This window comes from Flavobacterium aeripolare (genome assembly GCF_013294025.1).
Classification (GTDB): Bacteria; Bacteroidota; Bacteroidia; order Flavobacteriales; family Flavobacteriaceae; genus Flavobacterium.
This window is the reverse complement of sequence record NZ_JABSNL010000003.1, coordinates 1-20741: the sequence shown is the minus strand read 5'-3', so window position 1 is coordinate 20741 and position 20741 is coordinate 1. Positions and strand designations below refer to the sequence as shown.

Below are 20741 nucleotides of genomic sequence, written 5' to 3'. Positions count from 1 at the left end.
AGGCTAACTTTGGCCTCTTTCATGAGATAAAATCATGTGTATAAATATACTTTACTTTTTTAAATTTTGATAAATATGACTTTCAAAAACCAAATATACAGTCGTTATAAATTACTCGTTCAAGATAGAGTAGATGTTTTTAGAGACATGATTAGCGCGCTTACAGAAGATTCTAAAAACGATGCCAAGGGCTCGGCTGGTGATAAGCATGAAACTGCACTATCAATGATGCATCTGGAGCAAGAGAAATTAAATACTAAGTTAAAAGAAGTGTTAGATCAACATGCTGTTCTTGAAAAAATGGATCCCAATGTAGTTTCAGAAACTATTATAAGAGGCAGCTTAGTAAAAGCAAACGGAATTTTCCTGTATCTCTCTTTGGCTTTGCCAAAAATTACAATCGATGGTATTAATATAATTGCGCTTTCTCCTCAGTCTCCTTTAGGAAGTAAATTGATGGGAAACAAGGTAGGATTTACTTTTGCAATCAACACTACAACCTATACTATAGAAGAGATCCAGTAAATTAAGCTTACAAATTATAAGCTTGAATTTTCTATTTGAAAGTTTTTAGTAAAAACAACATCTATTTTATTACAGTATTTGCTTAAATATTAATTTTTAGTTGTCAAATGTAACTATATTTTGCTTTTGTGTTTTTGGATTGTAACTGTTATTGCATCTTTGCTTTATCAAATTAAATAAACAGTTAAAAATATATCGTTATGTGTGGAATAGTATGTGCCTTTGACCTAAAACAAAAAGCGGAAGCCTTAAGACCTCAAGTATTAGAAATGTCTAAAATAATCCGTCATCGCGGACCAGATTGGAGCGGAATCTATAGTAATGAGAAGGCAATCATGTCGCATGAACGTCTAGCTATTGTAGACCCTGCATCAGGAAAACAACCATTGTTTAGTGAAGATGGTAAATTTGTGCTAGCTGCAAATGGCGAGATATACAACCATAGAGAATTACGCAAACAATTTGAAGGGAAATATAAGTTTCAAACAGAGAGTGATTGTGAAGTTATCCTAGCATTGTATCAAGAAAAAGGGCCACACTTTGTAGACGAAATGAACGGAATCTTTGGGTTTGCGATTTACGATGTAGAAAAAGATGAATATTTTATCGCACGTGATCACATGGGAATTATTCCTTTATATATAGGTTGGGATCAACACGGAACATTCTATGTAGCTTCTGAATTAAAAGCCTTAGAAGGATATTGTACTAAAATTCAATTATTCCCCCCTGGACACTATATGACTAGTAAAGATGGAGAATTTGTTCAATGGTACAAAAGAGATTGGACTGAATATGACAACGTAAAAGATAACGAAACACACATTGAAGATATTAAAGTAGCCTTAGAGGCGGCAGTTCACAGACAATTAATGAGTGATGTTCCTTACGGAGTGTTACTATCTGGAGGATTGGATTCTTCAATTACTTCGGCTGTAGCCAAAAAATATGCTCAAAAACGAATTGAGTCAGGGGACACCGCAGATGCATGGTACCCGCAATTACACTCATTTTCTGTGGGATTAGAGGGTTCTCCAGATTTAGCTGCAGCACAAATTGTAGCAGATCACATTGGAACGATTCATCACGAAATCAAATTTACTATTCAAGAAGGATTAGATGCAGTTAAGGATGTAATCTACAACTTGGAGACGTATGATGTGACTACAATTAGAGCATCGACTCCTATGTGGTTAATGGCGAGAGTTATTAAATCAATGGGAATAAAAATGGTATTGTCTGGTGAAGGTGCAGATGAGTTATTTGGAGGGTACTTATACTTTCATAAAGCGCCAAACGCACAAGAGTTTCATGAAGAGAACGTACGTAAATTGAGTAAATTACACATGTACGATTGCTTGAGAGCAAACAAGAGTTTAGCTGCTTGGGGAATTGAAGGGCGTGTGCCGTTCTTAGATAAAGAGTTTATGGATGTGGCCATGCGCATCAACCCGCAAGATAAAATGATTAACAAAGAACACCCAATGGAAAAATGGGTTGTGCGTAAAGCTTTTGAAGACATGTTGCCACCAAGTGTTGCATGGAGACAAAAAGAACAGTTTAGCGATGGTGTAGGGTATGGCTGGATTGATAAATTAAAAGAAGTAGTTGCCGTAGAGGTTTCAGACGAGCAATTAGCTAACGCTAAATACAAATTCCCTTTACAAACACCTACATCAAAAGAGGAGTACTATTACCGCTCGATCTTTGCAGAACATTTCCCAAGCGATGCAGCAGCTTTATGCGTGCCTCAAGAAGCAAGTGTAGCTTGTAGTACACAAATTGCGCTAGAATGGGACGAAGCTTTTAAAAACATGAATGATCCATCTGGTAGAGCAGTGGCTAGTGTTCACGATGATGCTTACGTAAAAGCATAGTATAGTATTATTGCATATTAAAGGCGCTACAATTTGTTGGCGCCTTTTTTTATGCCTTATTTTTATAGTAACAGGCTATTTTTATATTGCGGTTGTTTAACTATATTAGCCTATCAAATGAAAAATTATGAAACGCTGTATATTGTTTTTGGGTTTAATGCTACTAAGCTCATGTTTAAAAAAGAATAAAACGACTGTAGATTTGATTATTACCGATGCAACCATTTATCAGGTAGACAAAAACTTTGATAAAGCTGCTGCTATTGCTATTACTGATGGTAAAATTATCGCAATTGGGTCAAATAGTTCAATTACTAATGATTATCAATCAGAGAAAACAGTACACGCTCAAGGGAAGTTTATTTACCCGGGACTTATTGATGCGCACTGCCATTATTATGAATACGGACTCACATTGCAGCAGGTTAATTTGAGAGGTACTAATAGTATGGAGGAGGTTATACAACGAATTCAGAAATTTCAAAAAGAGAAAAAGAGTAGTTTTATTATTGGTAATGGCTGGGATCAAAACGACTGGAAGGTAAAAGAGTATCCTAGTAAAGAGATTTTAGATAAATATTTCCCTGACACTCCCGTTGTTTTACATCGTGTCGATGGTCACGCCATTGTTGTTAATAGTAAAGTGCTGGCTCTTGCCGGTATTACAAAGGACACCCCTGTTGAGGGAGGGCAAATCGAAATCAAAGATGGGAAACCTACGGGGATTTTAGTTGATAATCCTATGAAATTAGTTCTGAATATTATCCCTAAGCCATCTAGGAAAACACAAATCGCTGCGTTGCTAGATGCAGAGAAAGTTATGTTTGATTATGGCTTGACGACAATAAACGATGCGGGACTAGACCCTGATATTATACAGTTAATGGATAGTTTACAAAAGGCTAAAGCGTTGCGATTGAATATTTATGCTATGGTCTCTGCAAGCCAAAAGAACATAGATTTATATCTTAAAAAAGGGATTTATAAATCAGAGAATTTAAATGTTAGGTCTTTTAAATTGTATGGTGATGGCGCTTTAGGGTCTCGTGGTGCTTGTCTGCACAAAGAATATTCTGATATGCCACAGCAGTTTGGGGCTTTGCTTTCGACTCCAGAAAAATTAAAAGCTATAGCACAGCAAATTGCTAATTCTGATTTCCAATTGAATTCTCATGCGATTGGAGACTCTGCTAATACGGTTTTATTAAAGATATACAAAGAAGTACTGGCAGGCAAAAAAGACCGTAGATGGAAAATCGAACATGCTCAAATAATGAGAGAGCAAGATTTTGATTATTTCAAGTCAGGAATAATACCATCTGTTCAACCTACACACGCTACTTCGGATATGTATTGGGCCGGGAAAAGGATAGGAAAAGAGCGTTTGAAAAATGCCTATGCTTATAAAAAATTACTAGATAAGGCTGGGATAGTGGCACTAGGAACTGATTTTCCTGTTGAGCAAGTAGATCCCATGCTTACATTTCATGCTGCAGTAGCGCGTAAGGATAGTAAGGGATATCCTAACGGCGGTTTTCAGAAAGAGAATGCACTAAGTAGAGAAGAAACATTGCGCGGCATGACAATTTGGGCTGCCTATTCTAACTTCGAAGAAAAAGAAAAAGGAAGTCTGGAAGTTGGGAAAAGAGCTGATTTTGTAATCTACGATAAAGACATTATGAAAATTAGAGAGAGTGATCTGCTAGATTTAAAACCAGTAAGTACGTATATTAAAGGAGCCAAGGTGAAGTAAAAATTCTAATAGAGAATGTGCTTAAATGTTTCAAATTGTAATGTAAAAGTAGTATTATAGTTCGCTATTTATGGAAGAAATGGTGCTTTTGATTTAATTTATAATGTGATGCTGTGTTTTTATTTTAAGAATGTTGGCGATATCGCATATTTGTTTGATTATTAGAATACGGTTAAGATAAAATTAAAATTATGTGCGGGATATTAGCAATTATAGGAAAAGGAAAAGAAGAGCAGTTGGTGCGAGAGCTGTCAAAGAGAATGGCGCATCGTGGTCCAGATGAAAATGATTTACATAGTACAAACAAAGGGCATTTTTTAAGTCATGAAAGACTTTCGATTATAGATTTGAATTCGGGGAAGCAACCAATAAAAGGTAGTGCATCGGCTTATATGATACATAACGGTGAAATCTACAATCATAAAGAACTTCGCACAGGAGTATTAAAAGAGCATACTTTTAAAACCAAATCAGATTCTGAGGTTATCGTACATTTATATGAAGAGTTTGGTTATGATTTTTGCAATAAATTAGATGGTGATTTTGCTTTTGTGATTATCGACGGTGATGACTACATGGCGGCAAGAGACCCGCTAGGAGTTAAACCATTATATTATGGTCTAGACGAGAGAGGGAGAATCTACTTTGCTTCAGAGATGAAAGCAATCGCTGATCAATGCAAAACATTTTCTACTTTTCCTCCTGGACATTATTACACAGCAAAAACAGGTTTTGTAAAGTATTACAGGCCCGAATATGAATATTACGCTAAGGCAGATCAACAAGTAGATTACGAATTGATTAGATCGTCGTTAACCGCGGCGACAAAAAAAAGATTAATGTCTGATGTGCCTATTGGGGTTTTGCTTTCAGGAGGTTTAGATTCTTCTTTAACTAGCTCAATAGCTGCGAGATTATTAAAAGAAGAAGGGAAGAAACTGCATTCCTTTTCGATAGGATTAGATGCCGATGCACCAGATGTAGTTGCTGCTAGACAAGTTGCTGATTTTTTAGGTGCAGAACATCATGAAGTGTTTTTCAATGTGCAAGACGGTATTGCTATTTTAGAAAAATTGATCTGGCAAATCGAGACTTACGATGTGATTTCGGTGCGGGCAAGTGTGCCTATGTATTTTCTATCTAAAGCAATTACAGATTTAGGTATAAAAGTAGTTTTATCAGGTGAAGGCGCCGATGAAATATTTGGAGGATATTTGTATTTTAATAATGCTCCTACAGCAGAGGAATTCCAAAAAGAAACCATTGAACGAGTTCAAAAACTGTTTACTGCCGATTTGCTTCGTGCAGACAAATCGACTATGGCACACGGTTTAGAAGCTAGAGTACCCTTTTTAGATCAAGAATTTTTAGATGTAGCTATTCGAATAAAACCTGAAGAGAAACAACCGAAAAATCATGATGGTAAAGAGAAATACATTTTAAGAAAAGCATTTGACACGCCAGATGACCCTTATTTACCAGAGGCGATTTTATGGAGACAGAAAGAACAATTTTCAGATGGTGTGGGTTACAGTTGGATTGATGAATTAATCTCCTATTGTGCGACGCAAGTTACAGATGATCAGTTAGAAGGTGCGGCAATAGAATTCCCTTATAATTCTCCAACTACTAAGGAGGCGTATTTATACCGCTCAATCTTTCAAAAATTTTATCCGCAATTGAGCGCTGCGCAAACTGTTAGAAAGTGGATACCAAAATGGCAAGATAACCTTGACCCAAGCGGTAGAGCAAACGATGCACATTTAAAAGCAGATACAGCTATTTCAAGAGCAAAAGTCACTGTGTAACCTACTACGGTTTATAATAATTAAGAGCAAGAAAGTCATGTAATAATGGTTTTCTTGCTTTTTTATTTTATCATATAGATTTAGAAAAGAGTACAAAAGCCCCTGTTTTAGTGCCTGTTGCTAGTAAAATAACTATAATGTTCTTATCTTTAAAGTATTCGAATAAAAATATTTTTATGCTTTATTTAGCAATTGCTTAAACCCTCATTTTTTCTTTTTTAGCTAACTTTACAAGTATAAAACAACAATAAATGCAAACTGTCACCTACGAAGGGATCAAGAAAAATGCAGACGGCAAGGAGTTGATTACCGATCATCTTGTAGTTGAAGCGCCACTCGAAATCAGTATTAATGAAACGCCATTTACTGTCGTGATGCGCACACCTGGGAATGATTTTGATTTAATAAGAGGATTACTTTACGTAGAAGATATCTATCGAAGTCTAGATGATCTCGAGATGCAAGTGCTATCGCATACTGAAAACGCTTTTACAAAAGTGGAAGTAACTATCCCCGAAAACTTAATTGGGGTAGGTTATCTCAATAAAAGGTCGCTGCTTTCAGTTTCTTCTTGTGGCATCTGTGGTAAGCAACAACTAGAAGACTTTGATAGTCCTAAAGCTAAATTAGAAAAGCAACAATCGATTAACTTAAACAAGTTGCCAGAGCTTTTTAAACAAATGAGAGAGAACCAAAAAACATTTAGTTTGACCGGTGGATCCCATGCAGCAGCAATTTTTAACACCCATTACGATATGCTAACCATTAGAGAAGATATAGGGAGGCACAATGCAGTTGATAAATGTGTGGGTGATCTAATCCAGAATAAAAAAATTAAGGAAGGAACTTTTTTACTAGTTAGCGGAAGAGTGTCGTACGAAATTATTACTAAAGCATTTTTTGCTAAAATAGGTACAATCGTTGCTGTTTCTGCCTGTTCATCATTAGCGGTAGATTATGCTAAGGAGTTCGGCATTTGCTTAATTGGTTTCTCTAGAGAAAGTAAAGCCACAATATATTCAAATCCATAATAGTAGAAAATATTTTTTTTACTTCAAAATATAAGAGTACAATGATAAAGAAAACAATAGCACAACCACCAGAAAAATTTACAGGTATTGAGGAAACTGAGATACCGCATTCTGCAGTAGGTTTTAAAGCGATTAAATCAGCATTAACGCATATTGCCGAGGAAGTTGGAATCGTGAAAGGAGTAGGGCTTTTAGCCAAATTAAATCAAAAAGATGGATTTGACTGTCCGGGTTGTGCTTGGCCAGACCCTGATGAAAAGCGTTCTTTTCTAGCCGAGTATTGTGAGAATGGTGCAAAGGCAGTTGCCGAGGAAGCTACTAAAATGCGTGTCTCTCCTATGTTTTTTGCGCTAAATAGTGTAGCTGACTTAGGAACGCTCTCTGATTATGAATTAGGGAAGAAAGGACGTATTACAAATCCAATGTATTTAAAAGAAGGAGCTAGTCATTATGAAGAAATTAGCTGGGATGATGCTTTTAAATTAATTGGTAAAACCCTCAATGGATTAGATTCTCCAGATGAGGCCGTATTTTATACTTCAGGGCGTACCAGTAACGAGGCGGCTTACTTGTACCAATTATTCGCTAGGCAATATGGAACAAACAATTTACCTGACTGCTCAAATATGTGTCATGAGTCAAGTGGTTCAGCACTTTCAGAAACCGTAGGAATAGGGAAAGGTTCTGTAATATTAGATGATTTTAAACACGCCGATTTGGTTATTGTAATGGGACAAAACCCAGGAACAAATCATCCAAGAATGTTAACTGCTCTGGGGGAAACTAAGGCAAATGGCGGAAAAATAATTAGTGTAAATCCATTACCAGAGGTAGGTTTGAAAAACTTCATCGAACCACAAAATCCCTTAAAATGGTTGGGTAGTGGAACTGAATTATCAGATTTATTTTTGCAAGTAAAAATAAATGGTGATGTAGCTCTGCTAAAAGCTATTTTACTGCTCTTGCTCGAAAAAGAAACAACCAATCCAGGAACTGTATTTGATCATAAATTTATTGCAGAACAAACGGCAGGTTATGAGGATTTTATAAACGACATACAAAATTATGACTTAAACGACTTAGTTGCTCAAACAGGATTGCAGTACAATGAAATCGCAGAAGCAGCTGAGATGATCGCAAATAATAAGAAAATTATCGTTTGCTGGGCAATGGGGTTAACCCAACACAAAAATGGAGTTGATAACATACGTGAAGTGGTCAACTTACTTTTATTGAAAGGAAGTATTGGTAAAGTTGGTGCAGGAACTTGTCCTGTGCGTGGGCATTCAAATGTGCAAGGAGACCGCACAATGGGAATTTGGGAGAAAATGCCAGAAGAATTCTTAGACGGTTTAGATGCGTATTTTGATTTTAAGTCGCCTAGAAAACATGGTTATGATGTAGTTAAAGCGATAGATGCCATGCATAAAAAAGAAGCTCGTTTTTTTCTAGGAATGGGAGGGAATTTTAACTCTGCTACTCCAGATACCGAGTTTACTGCTGAAGCATTACGCAATTGTGATTTGACAGTTCATATTTCTACAAAAATTAATAGAAGTCATTTAGTACATGGTAAAGAGGCATTAATACTACCTTGTTTAGGCCGTACTGAGGTAGATAAGCAAGCGTCAGGTGAGCAATTTGTAACGACAGAAAATTCTATGGGTGTGATTGCACAGTCTGTGGGGCATCTAACTCCGTTATCTGAATACTTAAAAAGTGAAACTGCCATTGTTGCGGGAATTGCTAAAGCCACATTAAAAAATTCTAAGGTAGATTGGGATGCACTAGCTGGTAATTATGATTTAATAAGGGATGCTGTTGAGGCTACAATACCGGGTTTTGCTAAGTATAATGAGCGTGTGAGAGTGCCAGGAGGATTTTATTTACCTAATAATGCACGAGATAATGATTTTACACCTACACATACTGGGAAAGCAAATTTCACGATTAATGAATTAAGTGATATTGTGCTTGAGGAAGGGCAATACTTGATGATGTCGATACGAACACACGACCAGTACAATACAACTATCTACGGTTTGAACGATCGTTATAGAGGGATTTTGAATGAACGAAGAGTGGTATTTATGAACCCACAAGATGTTGATGAGGCCGGTCTTAAAAAAGACGACGTGGTGGACTTGATTAGCCATTTTGAAGGGCAAGAGCGTTTAGCTGAGAAATTCATTGTCATTCCATATAGTATTCCTCGTGGTTGTACAGCTACTTATTTTCCAGAGGCAAATGTATTAGTACCGTTGAAAAGTGTGGCTAGAATAAGCAATCAACCAACATCAAAAACAGTTATAATTTCTGTTCAAAAAAGTGTTTAATTTATTAGTTTATAATTGAATAAGGTTTTTTTTTAAAGCAAACGCTAATTTTACAAGAGGTAGAGTTAGCGTTTGCTTTTTTTTTAATTCGTTAGTTTGGGTACTCGATTAAAACCGCTATTTTTTAGGCTTCAGAAATATTTTTTTTCGAATAAAAATCGAACAGAAATAATATGTTTGAAGGGAAGTTTTTGTTTAAGAAATAATGCTTGTGTAAATAATTAAAAAAAATAGCGGACTAAATAGCTGCTTTCTCATTTTTTTATCAGTTATTGTGGCTAATATGTTAATAACTTAACCGCTTAAATAGGGAATTTAACGGTACAATAGTTTACATTTTTATATATTTGCGTGTTAGACAAAATTACATTTTAGAATAAATTATATGAGCGAAGAAATCAACAAGAGCAATTATTCAGCGGATAGTATTCAAGCATTAGAAGGAATGGAGCATGTAAGAATGCGTCCGTCGATGTATATTGGAGATGTAGGTGTAAGAGGTCTACACCATTTAGTTTATGAAGTTGTCGATAACTCTATCGATGAGGCTATGGGGGGTCACTGTGATACCATTATAGTTGATATAAATGAAGATGGTTCCATTTCGGTAGAAGATAACGGTCGTGGTATTCCGGTAGGAATTCATAAAAAAGAAGGAGTTTCGGCTCTAGAAGTTGTTATGACCAAGATTGGTGCTGGTGGAAAATTTGATAAAGATTCTTATAAGGTTTCTGGAGGGCTTCACGGTGTTGGGGTTTCTGTAGTAAATGCGCTTTCTAATCACTTAAGAGCTACCGTTCATAGTAGTGATGGAAAGATTTACGAGCAAGAATATGAAAAAGGGAAGGCGCTTTATCCAGTAAAACAAATTGGAGAAACGACAAAGAGAGGTACGATTGTAACTTTTTATCCAGATCCAAGTATTTTTACGCAGACTATTGAGTATTCATACGATACTTTGTCGGCACGTATGCGTGAATTGTCTTTTTTGAATAAAGGGATTTCGATCACTTTTACTGATAGAAGAGAAAAAGATAAAGACGGGAATTTTGTTGGTGAAGTTTTTCATTCGACAGAAGGTCTTAAAGAATATATTCGTTATTTAGATGGTAATCGTGAGCCAATTATTGGTCATGTAATCTCTATGGATAATGATAAAGGAGAAATTCCTGTTGAGGTTGCGTTGATTTACAACACAAGTTATACAGAGAATATTTTTTCTTATGTGAATAATATTAATACACATGAAGGAGGAACGCACTTGCAAGGTTTTAGAACGGGTCTTACGCGTTCATTAAAGAAATATGCTGATGCTTCTGGAATGTTAGATAAATTGAAATTTGATATCTCGGGAGATGATTTCCGTGAAGGATTAACAGCAATTATATCTGTAAAAGTTGCAGAGCCACAGTTTGAGGGGCAAACGAAAACGAAACTTGGAAATAGAGAAGTAGTTTCGCCAGTGAGTCAAGCTGTAGGAGATATGATTGAAGCTTATTTAGAGGAAAATCCTAATGACGCTAGAATCATTGTTCAAAAAGTAATTCTTGCAGCTCAAGCACGTCACGCGGCTAAAAAAGCACGTGAAATGGTGCAGCGCAAAACCGTAATGGGTGGTGGTGGATTACCAGGAAAACTTTCTGACTGTTCAGAGCAAGATCCAGCAAAATGTGAAGTGTATCTTGTTGAGGGAGATTCGGCAGGGGGAACGGCTAAACAAGGTCGTGACCGTGCTTTTCAAGCTATTTTACCATTACGTGGTAAGATTTTGAATGTTGAAAAAGCAATGCATCATAAGGTATTCGAAAATGAAGAGATTCGTAACATATTTACAGCTCTAGGGGTTACGGTAGGTACTGAAGAGGATAGTAAAGCTTTGAATATTTCTAAGTTACGTTACCATAAAGTAATTATTATGTGTGATGCCGATGTCGATGGTAGTCACATTTCTACTTTAATCTTAACGTTCTTTTTCAGATTTATGAAGGAACTAATTGAGCAAGGTCATATTTACATTGCTGCACCTCCATTATATTTGGTTAAAAAAGGTCAAAAGAAAGAATATGCTTGGAATGACGTTCAGCGTGATCAAGCTAATGAAAGAATGGGCGGTAGTGCTGCGATTCAACGTTATAAAGGTCTTGGAGAAATGAATGCTGAACAATTGTGGGAAACTACAATGGATCCTGGATTTAGAACTTTACGTCAAGTAACTATCGATAGCTTAGCTGAGGCAGATAGAGTTTTCTCTATGTTGATGGGTGATGAAGTACCACCGAGAAGAGAATTCATTGAGAAAAATGCAGTGTATGCAAATATTGACGCTTAAGTAAAGGCGGAAGAAATGGTGCGAATTAGAGCATCGAATAATTAAAAATAACCGTTAACGATTAACCGAAATAAACTCAAAAATATGAAAGTTACTATTGTAGGAGCAGGAAATGTAGGAGCCACTTGTGCGGACGTTATTTCTTATAGAGGAATTGCAAGTGAGGTAGTGTTACTAGACATAAAAGAAGGATTTGCTGAAGGTAAAGCTCTTGATATTATGCAATGTGCTACAAACACAGGTTTTAATACTAAGGTTTCAGGGGTTACTAATGATTATTCTAAGACAGCAAATAGTGATGTAGTCGTTATTACGTCGGGAATTCCTAGAAAACCAGGAATGACTAGAGAGGAATTAATAGGTATTAATGCAGGAATTGTTAAAAGCGTTGCAGAGAGTGTATTGGAATTTTCTCCAGAGGCTGTAATTGTTGTTGTATCTAATCCTATGGATACTATGACTTACTTAGCATTGAAGGCTACTGGTTTACCTAAAAATAGAATTATAGGTATGGGTGGTGCATTAGATAGTTCTCGTTTTAGAACCTATTTATCTATGGCATTAGACAAGCCAGCTAACGATGTTGCTGCTATGGTTATAGGAGGGCATGGCGATACTACGATGATTCCTTTAACAAGATTAGCTTCTTATAATGGTATTCCGGTTTCTCAGTTCTTATCTCAAGAAGCATTAGATAAAGTTGCAGCAAGTACAATGGTTGGAGGAGCGACATTAACTGGTTTATTAGGTACATCTGCATGGTATGCACCTGGTGCGTCTGTTGCATTTTTAGTTGACAGTATCTTAAATGATCAAAAGAAGATGATTGCCTGTTCTGTTATGGTTGATGGAGAATATGGTCAAAGCGATATTTGTATTGGTGTTCCTTGTATTATCGGGAAAAACGGTGTTGAAGAAATCGTTGAGATTGAATTGAATGATGCTGAAAAGGCTTTGTTTGCTAAGAGCGCAGATGCTGTTAGGAACATGAATGACGCTTTAAAATCGATTTTAGCTTAGTATAAGTGTTATAGAACAAAGAAGACTGCACAATTGCAGTCTTTTTTTTGAGATTAATTAATAAATAAATTGGTTAATCTTAACCTTAATTATATATTTGCTCGGTTTATAAAAAACAGGAGATTGATTTCGATTGTTTTTATGGAAATAATTTAGGATTACAACTTATTTAAAAAGAGTTAAAAACAAGAATAAATAAATATAAAATAATTAATTTTTAGTAATAATGCAGAATAAAGGACTCATTAAATTTTTCGCAATTCTATTTGCATTGGTAAGTATTTACCAACTATCATTCACATTTGTTGCAAGCAAAGTCAAAAACGATGCGAAAGCATTTGCAGGTGGGAATCCTGACAAAGAAGCTAAGTATTTAGATTCTATTGGTAAAGAAAAAGTTTTTGATCTTGGATTTACAGACTTCACATTTAATGAAGTAAGTGACAAGCAAATAAACAAGGGTCTTGACTTAGAAGGTGGAATTAACGTTACGCTTCAAATATCTGTAAAGGATATCTTGAAAGGATTATCTAATAATTCTAAAAATCCAGTTTTCAACAAATCATTAGCTGATGCTACTGCTAATCAAAGAGGAAATCAAACGTATATTGATGCTTTCTTTGAAGCATTTGACGCAAACTCAAAAGGTACAGTGAAATTAGCATCACCTGAAATTTTTGCAAACAGAAGTTTGCAAGGTGAAGATGGTATTGATTATCAAATGACCGATTCTCAAGTTCAAAAGATCATTAAAAGAAAAGTAGACGAGTCTGTAGAAAGTGCTTTTGGAGTACTTAGAAAACGTATCGATAAATTTGGTGTAACGCAACCTAATATTCAAAAATTAGGAGAGTCTGGAAAAATTCTTGTTGAACTTCCCGGAGCTAAAGACGTTGATAGAATTAAGAAGTTATTACAAAGTACTGCTCAGTTAGAATTTTGGGAAACTTATAAAATTGACGAAATAGGTAACTTTTTAGTTTCTGCAAACGAAGCATTGAAGAAAACTGAAATTAACAAAGTTGAAACAAATACAGTTGTTAAGGATTCATTGAGTGCTTTACTAAGTGATGTTAAAGATACTGCTGCTGTAAAAAAAGGAAATAATCCTTTATTTGATAAAATCCTTGCTCAAGGTGGTGGTCCAGTTTTAGGTATGTTTTCACCTAAGGATACCGCTGTTGTAAATGGATATTTTAAAAGAGCTGATATTAAAATATTGCTTCCTGCAGAGCAGCGTTATGCTAAATTTGTATGGGGTAAAACAACTACAATTAAAGATGCTAAAGATAAAGATGTAGAAGTTGTAGAATTATACGCTTTAAAAGGAAATAGAGACAATATTGCTGCTATGGGTGGTGGAGTTGTAACTGACGCTAAAGATTCATTTGATCAATCTGGTAAGCCATCTGTTTCTATGCAAATGAACGGACAAGGTGCTAAGGCATGGGAAGAATTAACAGGAAAGGCATATACTCAAAAAAGTAATATCGCTATCGTTCTTGATGATATTGTTTACTCTGCTCCAGGTGTTTCTAGTGGACCTATTGCTGGTGGTAGATCAGAGATTTCAGGTGCATTTGATGTTACAGAAACTAAAGATTTAGCTAACGTATTAAGAGCTGGTAAACTTCCTGCTGCTGCAGATATTGTACAATCAGAAGTGGTAGGGCCATCATTAGGTCAAGAAGCTATTGATAATGGAACTAATTCTGCTATTGTAGGTTTACTTATTGTATCGTTATGGATGATGGTTTACTACGGTAAAGCAGGTTGGTATTCTAATATTGCATTAGCGGTTAACTTACTGTTCCTTTTTGGAATTTTAGCAAGTTTAGGTGCTGTATTGACTTTGCCTGGTATTGCTGGTATCGTTTTAACAATGGGTACTGCGGTAGATGCTAACATCATTATCTATGAAAGAGCTAAAGAAGAGTTGCGCGCTGGTAAAACATTAGAAGAAGCAATCAAAACATCGTATAGCTGGAGAGGTGCAATGTCATCTATTACAGATGCTAATGTAACACACGTTTTAACTGGTGCTGTGTTGTTTATTTTTGGTTCAGGACCAATTAAAGGTTTTGCTACTACTTTATTAATTGGTATCGCTACGTCATTATTTACTTCTATTTTTATCGCTAGAATTTTCTTAGATAGAAACTTGAAAACTAAAAATGATCTAACATTTGTAACTAATTTTTCTAAAAAGATATTTAACAATTTCCACTTCAATTTCTTAGGAATGAAAAAATGGACGTATTTGTTCTCAAGTATTGTAATTGTTGTAAGTATTATTTCATTGTCAACTAATGGTCTTGATGAAGGAGTTGATTTTGTGGGAGGAAGAACATTCCAAATTCGTTTCGAAAAACCAATTGAAACAGATGTTGTAAAAGAAGAATTGTCTAAAGTTTTTGATGGAAGTGCAGAAGTAAAAGTTTTTGGTGATAATAACCAATTAAAAATTACTACGAAGTACAAAGTTAAAGATCACGGAGTAAAAGTTGATGGAGAAGTTAATAAACTATTGTTTGAAACTCTTAAGCATCATTATAGTGCTGGATTGACTTATGAAAAGTTTGTAAACGCTTACGATGGTAAAACTATTGGTATTGTTCAAGCTTCAAAAGTAGGTCCATCTGTTGCACAGGATATTAAAACTAATGCTTACTGGGCTGTATTAGGGGCTATGTTATTAGTGTTCTTGTACTTGATGATCAGTTTTAGAAAATGGCAATATAGTTTAGGAGCAATTGCTGCTGTTGCGCATGATGTTATTTTTGTATTAGGAATCTACTCTTTATGCTATAAATTTATGCCATTTGGAATGGAGATTGACCAGCATTTTATTGCTGCAATTCTAACAGTGATCGGGTACTCTATGAATGATACTGTAATTGTATTTGATAGAGTTCGTGAGTTCTTAGCTGGTAAAACTAAAGGGAATTTTGCTGATATTGTAAACCAGTCTATTAATACTACAATGTCTAGAACAATTAATACATCATTGACAATGATCGTGGTTTTATTAATCATGTTCATTTTTGGTGGAGAATCAATTAGAGGATTCATCTTTGCGATGTTAGTAGGTATTGTAGTAGGAACATATTCATCTTTATTTATTGCGACTCCAGTATTAGTGGATACTATATCACAAGCTGATAAAGACCGTGTTGAAAAGTTACATGAAGAAGAAATCGCTTAAATCTAAATTACATTATATATTAAAAGGACTGTCAATTTTGACAGTCCTTTTTTTTTTGAGTCAATTTTATCTAATCTAACGCTAGTGCTAGACGTATTGAATATGAATATATACACTTTAGTACTTGTTTAAGTGCTGCAATAGTTTTTATGGTTAAATGTTAGTTGGCTGTATACTTATCACTTTTAAAGGTTTATTTGCCGTAAACAGTTTACTTATCTCTTAGCCTGTAGTTAGGTAAAATTGTGGTAAAGAGTGAAATACATAACTGTGATTATTCCTTTTCGCAAATTAATCTACAAACAGTTTAAATGTGAGTCTAGCTAAACATAACGTTGGTAGGTTTTATCGCTGCTTATATAAATAACGTGCCTGTAGATTGTGATAGAGTGCTCTATAAGAACCAAAAGTTTCAGTTGAAGTAAAGTGTAGATTGCAATTGTTTCGATAACTCTAAACGAGTCCATGTGACTTAACATTATAGAATAGCTCGAAGTGATGCAGGAGTGTGATTTGATGAAATTGTAACGTATCGATTGAGCTATGAGGTATCTTAAAAGGGTAACTAATATCTAATACCGTATATAAAAAAAGCCCTAATCTTTCGATTAGGGCTTTTATATAAGTAAGTAGTCTTAAATTGAGTTGATAAAACGTTTATTTTACTTTATTAAGTATTGCTTTGAAAGCTTCTGGGTGGTTCATAGCCAAATCTGCAAGAACTTTACGGTTCAATTCGATATTGTTCTTTTTCACTTTACCCATGAATTGAGAATAAGACATTCCTTCCAATCTAGCTCCAGCGTTGATACGTTGAATCCACAATGCACGGAAATTTCTTTTATTCACTTTTCTATCACGGTAAGCGTAGCACATTGCTTTCTCTACCGCATTCTTAGCAACTGTCCAAACGTTTTTACGTCTACCAAAGAAACCTTTGGCTTGCTTCATTATTTTTTTTCTTCTTGCTCTTTTAGCAACTGAATTTACCGATCTTGGCATAATTTTTATGTGTTTTTGTAGCAGGCGGCTTGAATTAAATCAAAAGCACTTAATGGCCATACTCCAAGGTTATTTTAAATTGTTTTAACCTCAAGATTATCTAGGCAAAAGTTAAAAGGCGATAGGCATAAGTTTTGCAAACTAATAGCTAATGTCTTTTTACTAATGGCTTCCTAGATAATTCTTAATTGTTGTTTGATACTTTTCATATCTGTTTTGTGAACTAACGCTGAGTGTGTCAAAGCTAATTTACGTTTTTTAGACTTTTTAGTCAAGATGTGACTTTTAAAAGCATGCTTTCTTTTAATCTTTCCAGAACCAGTAACTTTGAAACGTTTCTTGGCGCTAGATTTGGTTTTCATTTTAGGCATTTTTTCCTAGTGTTTTAATTTATTCTTACTTACTTATTTTGAGTAATTAGCCATTAGTCACTTGCCAATAGTTTTACACTACTGCCTTCTGACTTTTGCCTATTAACTATTTTTTTTTCTTAGGAGCAATGAACATAATCATTCTTTTTCCTTCAAGGACCGGCATCGCTTCGACTTTACCATACTCTTCAAGATCTGTAGCTAATCTTAATAATAAGATTTGACCTTGATCTTTATAAATAATAGAACGTCCTTTGAAGAATACAAAAGCTTTTAGCTTAGCACCTTCTTTCAAGAATTTTTCTGCGTTCTTTCTTTTAAATTCGTAGTCATGCTCATCTGTTTGAGGACCAAAACGAATTTCTTTCACAGTTACTTGTGTTGATTTTGCCTTTAAAACCTTATCACGTTTCTTTTGCTCGTAAACAAATTTCTTGTAATCCATGATTTTACACACTGGCGGCTCAGCATTTGGTGAAATTTCAACTAGATCTAGTTCAAATTGATCCGCTAAACGTAGTGCTTCTGAAAGTTTAAAAACTCCAGGCTCAATGTTTTCACCTACAAGACGTACCTCTTGTATACCACGAATATGATTATTTATTCTGTGGGCATCCTTTTTTTCTACGCGAGGTTGGTAACCTCTGTTGCTTCTTATTGCTATGACTTTATAATTTAAGTTAAACTGTAAATACTTTTAATGTTTTTTTAATCTCTTCGTCAACAATAGCAGCAAATTCTTCTATCGATATAGTGATATTACCTTTACCTTCTTGTCCATGACGACGTATAGAAATAGTTCCGTTTTTCTCCTCCTCTTCTCCTACAATAATCATAAAAGGAATTTTTTGCATCTCTGCATCCCTGATTTTCTTACCAATTGTCTCGTTTCGGTTGTCTATTAATGCGCGAATTTCGTGATTTTCTAGCAAATCTAAAACTTTTTTGGCATAAATTTCATATTTCTCGCTTAAAGACAAGATTATAGCCTGTTCAGGCATTAACCACAGTGGGAAATTTCCTGCAGTGTGTTCTAGTAAGATAGCAATGAAGCGTTCCATAGAACCAAATGGTGCTCTATGAATCATCACAGGTCTGTGTAGTTCATTGTCAGATCCTTTGTATGTTAAATCAAAACGTTCTGGTAAATTGTAATCTACCTGTATCGTTCCTAATTGCCATTGTCTTCCTAAAGCATCCTTAACCATGAAATCCAATTTTGGACCATAGAAAGCAGCTTCACCATATTCTATTACGGTGTTTAATCCTTTATCGGCTGCAGCGTTAATAATTGCATTCTCCGCTTTTTCCCAGTTTTCATCTGTACCAATGTACTTTTCTCTATTCTCTTTGTCTCTTAACGAAATTTGAGCGGTAAAATTTTCGAATCCTAATGAACCAAATACATAAAGTACCAAGTCAATTACTTTTTTGAACTCTTCATCTAGCTGTTCTGGAGTACAAAAAATATGCGCATCGTCTTGTGTAAATCCACGTACACGGGTCAAACCATGTAATTCTCCACTTTGCTCGTATCGGTATACGGTACCAAATTCAGCATAACGCTTAGGTAAATCTTTGTATGACCACGGTCTTACATTATAGATTTCACAGTGATGAGGGCAATTCATTGGTTTCAATAAAAACTCTTCACCTTCATGCGGTGTACTAATCGGTTGGAAGCTATCTGCACCATATTTAGCATAATGTCCAGAAGTCACATACAATTCTTTCTGACCAATATGTGGTGTAACTACTTGTTCGTAACCTGCTTTCTTTTGTGCTTTTTTAAGGAATTGCTCTAAGCGTTCTCTTAAAGCGGCTCCTTTAGGTAACCATAATGGTAGACCTTGACCAACTTTTTGAGAAAAAGCAAATAATTCTAGTTCCTTACCTAGTTTTCTATGGTCTCTACGTTTTGCTTCTTCTAGCAAAAGTAAATATTCAGTTAGGTCTTTTTGTTTAGGGAATGATGTTCCGTAAACACGTGTTAACTGCTTGTTTTTTTCATCACCTCTCCAGTACGCACCGGCAACACTCATGACTTTCATAGCCTTAATAATTCCTGTATTTGGAATGTGACCACCTCGGCATAAGTCGGTAAAAGTATCGTGATCGCAAAACGTAATCGTTCCGTCTTCAAGATTAGTGATCATCTCTGTTTTATAAACATTGTCCTTGTAAATATCTAAAGCTTCTGCTTTCGTAACTGGACGTAATTTAAACTCGTGTTTTCCTCTTGATATTTCAAGAACACGATCTTCAATCTTCTTAAAGTCGGCTTCTGTAATTTTATGATCTTCAAAATCTACATCGTAATAAAATCCATTAGCAATTGCAGGTCCAAGAGTCAATTTAATACCAGGGTACATTTCCTCAAGAACTTGTGCCATGACGTGCGAAGTTGAATGCCAAAAAGCTTTTTTACCACCTTCGTCATTCCATGTAAATAATATAAGACTACCATCCGTTGTCAAAGGAGTGCTTGTTTCAACGGTTGTCCCGTTAAATGATGCCGAAATTACATTTCTAGCAAAACCTTCGCTAATACTTTTAGCAACATCCATCGGAGTAACGTCTTGTGCATACTCTCTAACTGACCCATCGGGCAAAGTAATCTTAATCATTGTTTGTTAATTTAAGAATGCAAATATAAACCATTACAAAAGCACATCCAATATATATGTTAGGATTGTTTCATTATTATTTAGCTTAGTCTATAAAGAGTAAATTAATCCGTACCTATATATAAGGATAGTTCAATAATAAATTTCAGGAGCTATTTCCTGCTCTCCGCTGTATCTCTAGTGGCGAACCCCGCCACTAGAGGATGCCGCTGCTATCAGGGCTAATGTAGTAGAGTAGGAGATGTGATTTTGATACCTATATATAAGGACTAAGGGATTGATCCATACTTTGTCATTTACAAATCGAAGAAATCCCATTGTTTAAGGAATTGGGCAACTTTATATGGCGCTCCTAATCCAAGAGCAGTTATAGAAAAAGCTTTTACGAGTAAATACATTTAATAGAAGCGCTGAAGACGGCGGGTACAGAATAAATGGAGCGCTAATAATATCGACAATTCCTACAATTATTAAAAACTTTAAAAAAGACTAATTCACAAAGTTTGCATTTCCAGTGAGTTAAAGCTGGGGTTGAACAAATGTCAAAAATAAGTGATTTAAAAGTATTGTTTATCGGTTTAAACTACCTACTTTTGCACCCGCAACAGCGCATAAGTTCTTTACATGATGGCAAGCAATACGAAAAGAGTTGAAAATTTATTTTCAAATTATTTTCAAAAAAAGCTTGTGGTAATTAAAAGAGTTTATTACTTTTGCACCCGCTTCGAGAAACATGTTTAACATGCTAACGAGGCGAGAAATAAGATAAGAACACGTTCCTAGACATATTGAATTGACAGCCGTTTTAACAGAGATGTTAGAACAAAAGAATAAGAGTAATAGAATCGCGAGATTTT

Annotated in this window: 13 protein-coding genes; 9 read left to right on the top strand and 4 right to left on the bottom strand. The window is 35.3% G+C overall.

Going from position 1 to position 20741, the window contains the following annotated elements:
- Positions 1-75 precede the first annotated feature (75 nt).
- The 9 genes from HNQ00_RS04485 (at position 76) to secDF (ending at position 15884) form a co-directional block, all read left to right on the top strand.
- Positions 76-525, top strand: a complete 450-nt coding sequence (locus HNQ00_RS04485) for a hypothetical protein (RefSeq protein WP_173837138.1) — start codon at positions 76-78, stop codon at positions 523-525.
- Between the two features lie 200 nt (positions 526-725).
- Positions 726-2402 (top strand): asparagine synthase B, encoded by a 1677-nt coding sequence (asnB, locus tag HNQ00_RS04480; protein ID WP_173837137.1) that lies wholly within the window; start codon positions 726-728, stop codon positions 2400-2402.
- A 127-nt stretch (positions 2403-2529) separates the two neighbouring features.
- Positions 2530-4155 (top strand): amidohydrolase, encoded by a 1626-nt coding sequence (locus tag HNQ00_RS04475; RefSeq protein ID WP_173837136.1) that lies wholly within the window; start codon positions 2530-2532, stop codon positions 4153-4155.
- Between the two features lie 191 nt (positions 4156-4346).
- On the top strand, positions 4347-5963 hold the full coding sequence (gene asnB / locus HNQ00_RS04470) for an asparagine synthase B (protein ID WP_173837135.1): 1617 nt from the start codon (positions 4347-4349) through the stop codon (positions 5961-5963).
- A 251-nt stretch (positions 5964-6214) separates the two neighbouring features.
- On the top strand, positions 6215-6994 hold the full coding sequence (fdhD, locus tag HNQ00_RS04465; protein WP_173837134.1) for a formate dehydrogenase accessory sulfurtransferase FdhD: 780 nt from the start codon (positions 6215-6217) through the stop codon (positions 6992-6994).
- 41 nt (positions 6995-7035) lie between these two features.
- Entirely contained in the window at positions 7036-9330 is a 2295-nt protein-coding gene (locus HNQ00_RS04460) for an FdhF/YdeP family oxidoreductase (protein WP_173837133.1), read from the top strand.
- Positions 9331-9715: 385 nt separating this feature from the next.
- Positions 9716-11659: a DNA topoisomerase (ATP-hydrolyzing) subunit B gene (gyrB, locus tag HNQ00_RS04455; protein WP_173837132.1), complete on the top strand. Its 1944-nt coding sequence runs from the start codon at positions 9716-9718 to the stop codon at positions 11657-11659.
- Between the two features lie 84 nt (positions 11660-11743).
- Positions 11744-12679 (top strand): malate dehydrogenase, encoded by a 936-nt coding sequence (mdh, locus tag HNQ00_RS04450; RefSeq protein WP_173837131.1) that lies wholly within the window; start codon positions 11744-11746, stop codon positions 12677-12679.
- A gap of 226 nt (positions 12680-12905) precedes the next feature.
- Positions 12906-15884, top strand: coding sequence for a protein translocase subunit SecDF (gene secDF / locus HNQ00_RS04445; protein WP_173837130.1), 2979 nt, complete (start codon positions 12906-12908; stop codon positions 15882-15884).
- 657 nt (positions 15885-16541) lie between these two features.
- On the opposite strand, the gene rplT is transcribed toward secDF, so the two are convergent.
- The 4 genes from rplT to thrS form a co-directional block, all read right to left on the bottom strand.
- A complete protein-coding gene (rplT, locus tag HNQ00_RS04440) occupies positions 16542-16886 on the bottom strand; it encodes a 50S ribosomal protein L20 (protein ID WP_026708677.1) in 345 nt (114 codons plus the stop codon).
- 173 nt (positions 16887-17059) lie between these two features.
- Positions 17060-17257 (bottom strand): 50S ribosomal protein L35, encoded by a 198-nt coding sequence (rpmI, locus tag HNQ00_RS04435; RefSeq protein ID WP_022827375.1) that lies wholly within the window; start codon positions 17255-17257, stop codon positions 17060-17062.
- Between the two features lie 106 nt (positions 17258-17363).
- Entirely contained in the window at positions 17364-17921 is a 558-nt protein-coding gene (infC, locus tag HNQ00_RS04430) for a translation initiation factor IF-3 (RefSeq protein WP_371738901.1), read from the bottom strand.
- 16 nt (positions 17922-17937) lie between these two features.
- Positions 17938-19884, bottom strand: coding sequence for a threonine--tRNA ligase (thrS, locus tag HNQ00_RS04425; protein WP_173837129.1), 1947 nt, complete (start codon positions 19882-19884; stop codon positions 17938-17940).
- Positions 19885-20741: the final 857 nt, after the last annotated feature.

Coding starts and splice junctions, on each gene's coding strand:
- asnB (WP_173837137.1), top strand. CDS start 726: ATGTGTGGAATAGTATGTGCCTTTGACCTAAAACAAAAAGCGGAAGCC.
- asnB (WP_173837135.1), top strand. CDS start 4,347: ATGTGCGGGATATTAGCAATTATAGGAAAAGGAAAAGAAGAGCAGTTG.
- rpmI (WP_022827375.1), bottom strand. CDS start 17,257: ATGCCTAAAATGAAAACCAAATCTAGCGCCAAGAAACGTTTCAAAGTT.
- thrS (WP_173837129.1), bottom strand. CDS start 19,884: ATGATTAAGATTACTTTGCCCGATGGGTCAGTTAGAGAGTATGCACAA.
- HNQ00_RS04485 (WP_173837138.1), top strand. CDS start 76: ATGACTTTCAAAAACCAAATATACAGTCGTTATAAATTACTCGTTCAA.
- secDF (WP_173837130.1), top strand. CDS start 12,906: ATGCAGAATAAAGGACTCATTAAATTTTTCGCAATTCTATTTGCATTG.
- rplT (WP_026708677.1), bottom strand. CDS start 16,886: ATGCCAAGATCGGTAAATTCAGTTGCTAAAAGAGCAAGAAGAAAAAAA.
- HNQ00_RS04460 (WP_173837133.1), top strand. CDS start 7,036: ATGATAAAGAAAACAATAGCACAACCACCAGAAAAATTTACAGGTATT.
- gyrB (WP_173837132.1), top strand. CDS start 9,716: ATGAGCGAAGAAATCAACAAGAGCAATTATTCAGCGGATAGTATTCAA.
- mdh (WP_173837131.1), top strand. CDS start 11,744: ATGAAAGTTACTATTGTAGGAGCAGGAAATGTAGGAGCCACTTGTGCG.
- fdhD (WP_173837134.1), top strand. CDS start 6,215: ATGCAAACTGTCACCTACGAAGGGATCAAGAAAAATGCAGACGGCAAG.
- HNQ00_RS04475 (WP_173837136.1), top strand. CDS start 2,530: ATGAAACGCTGTATATTGTTTTTGGGTTTAATGCTACTAAGCTCATGT.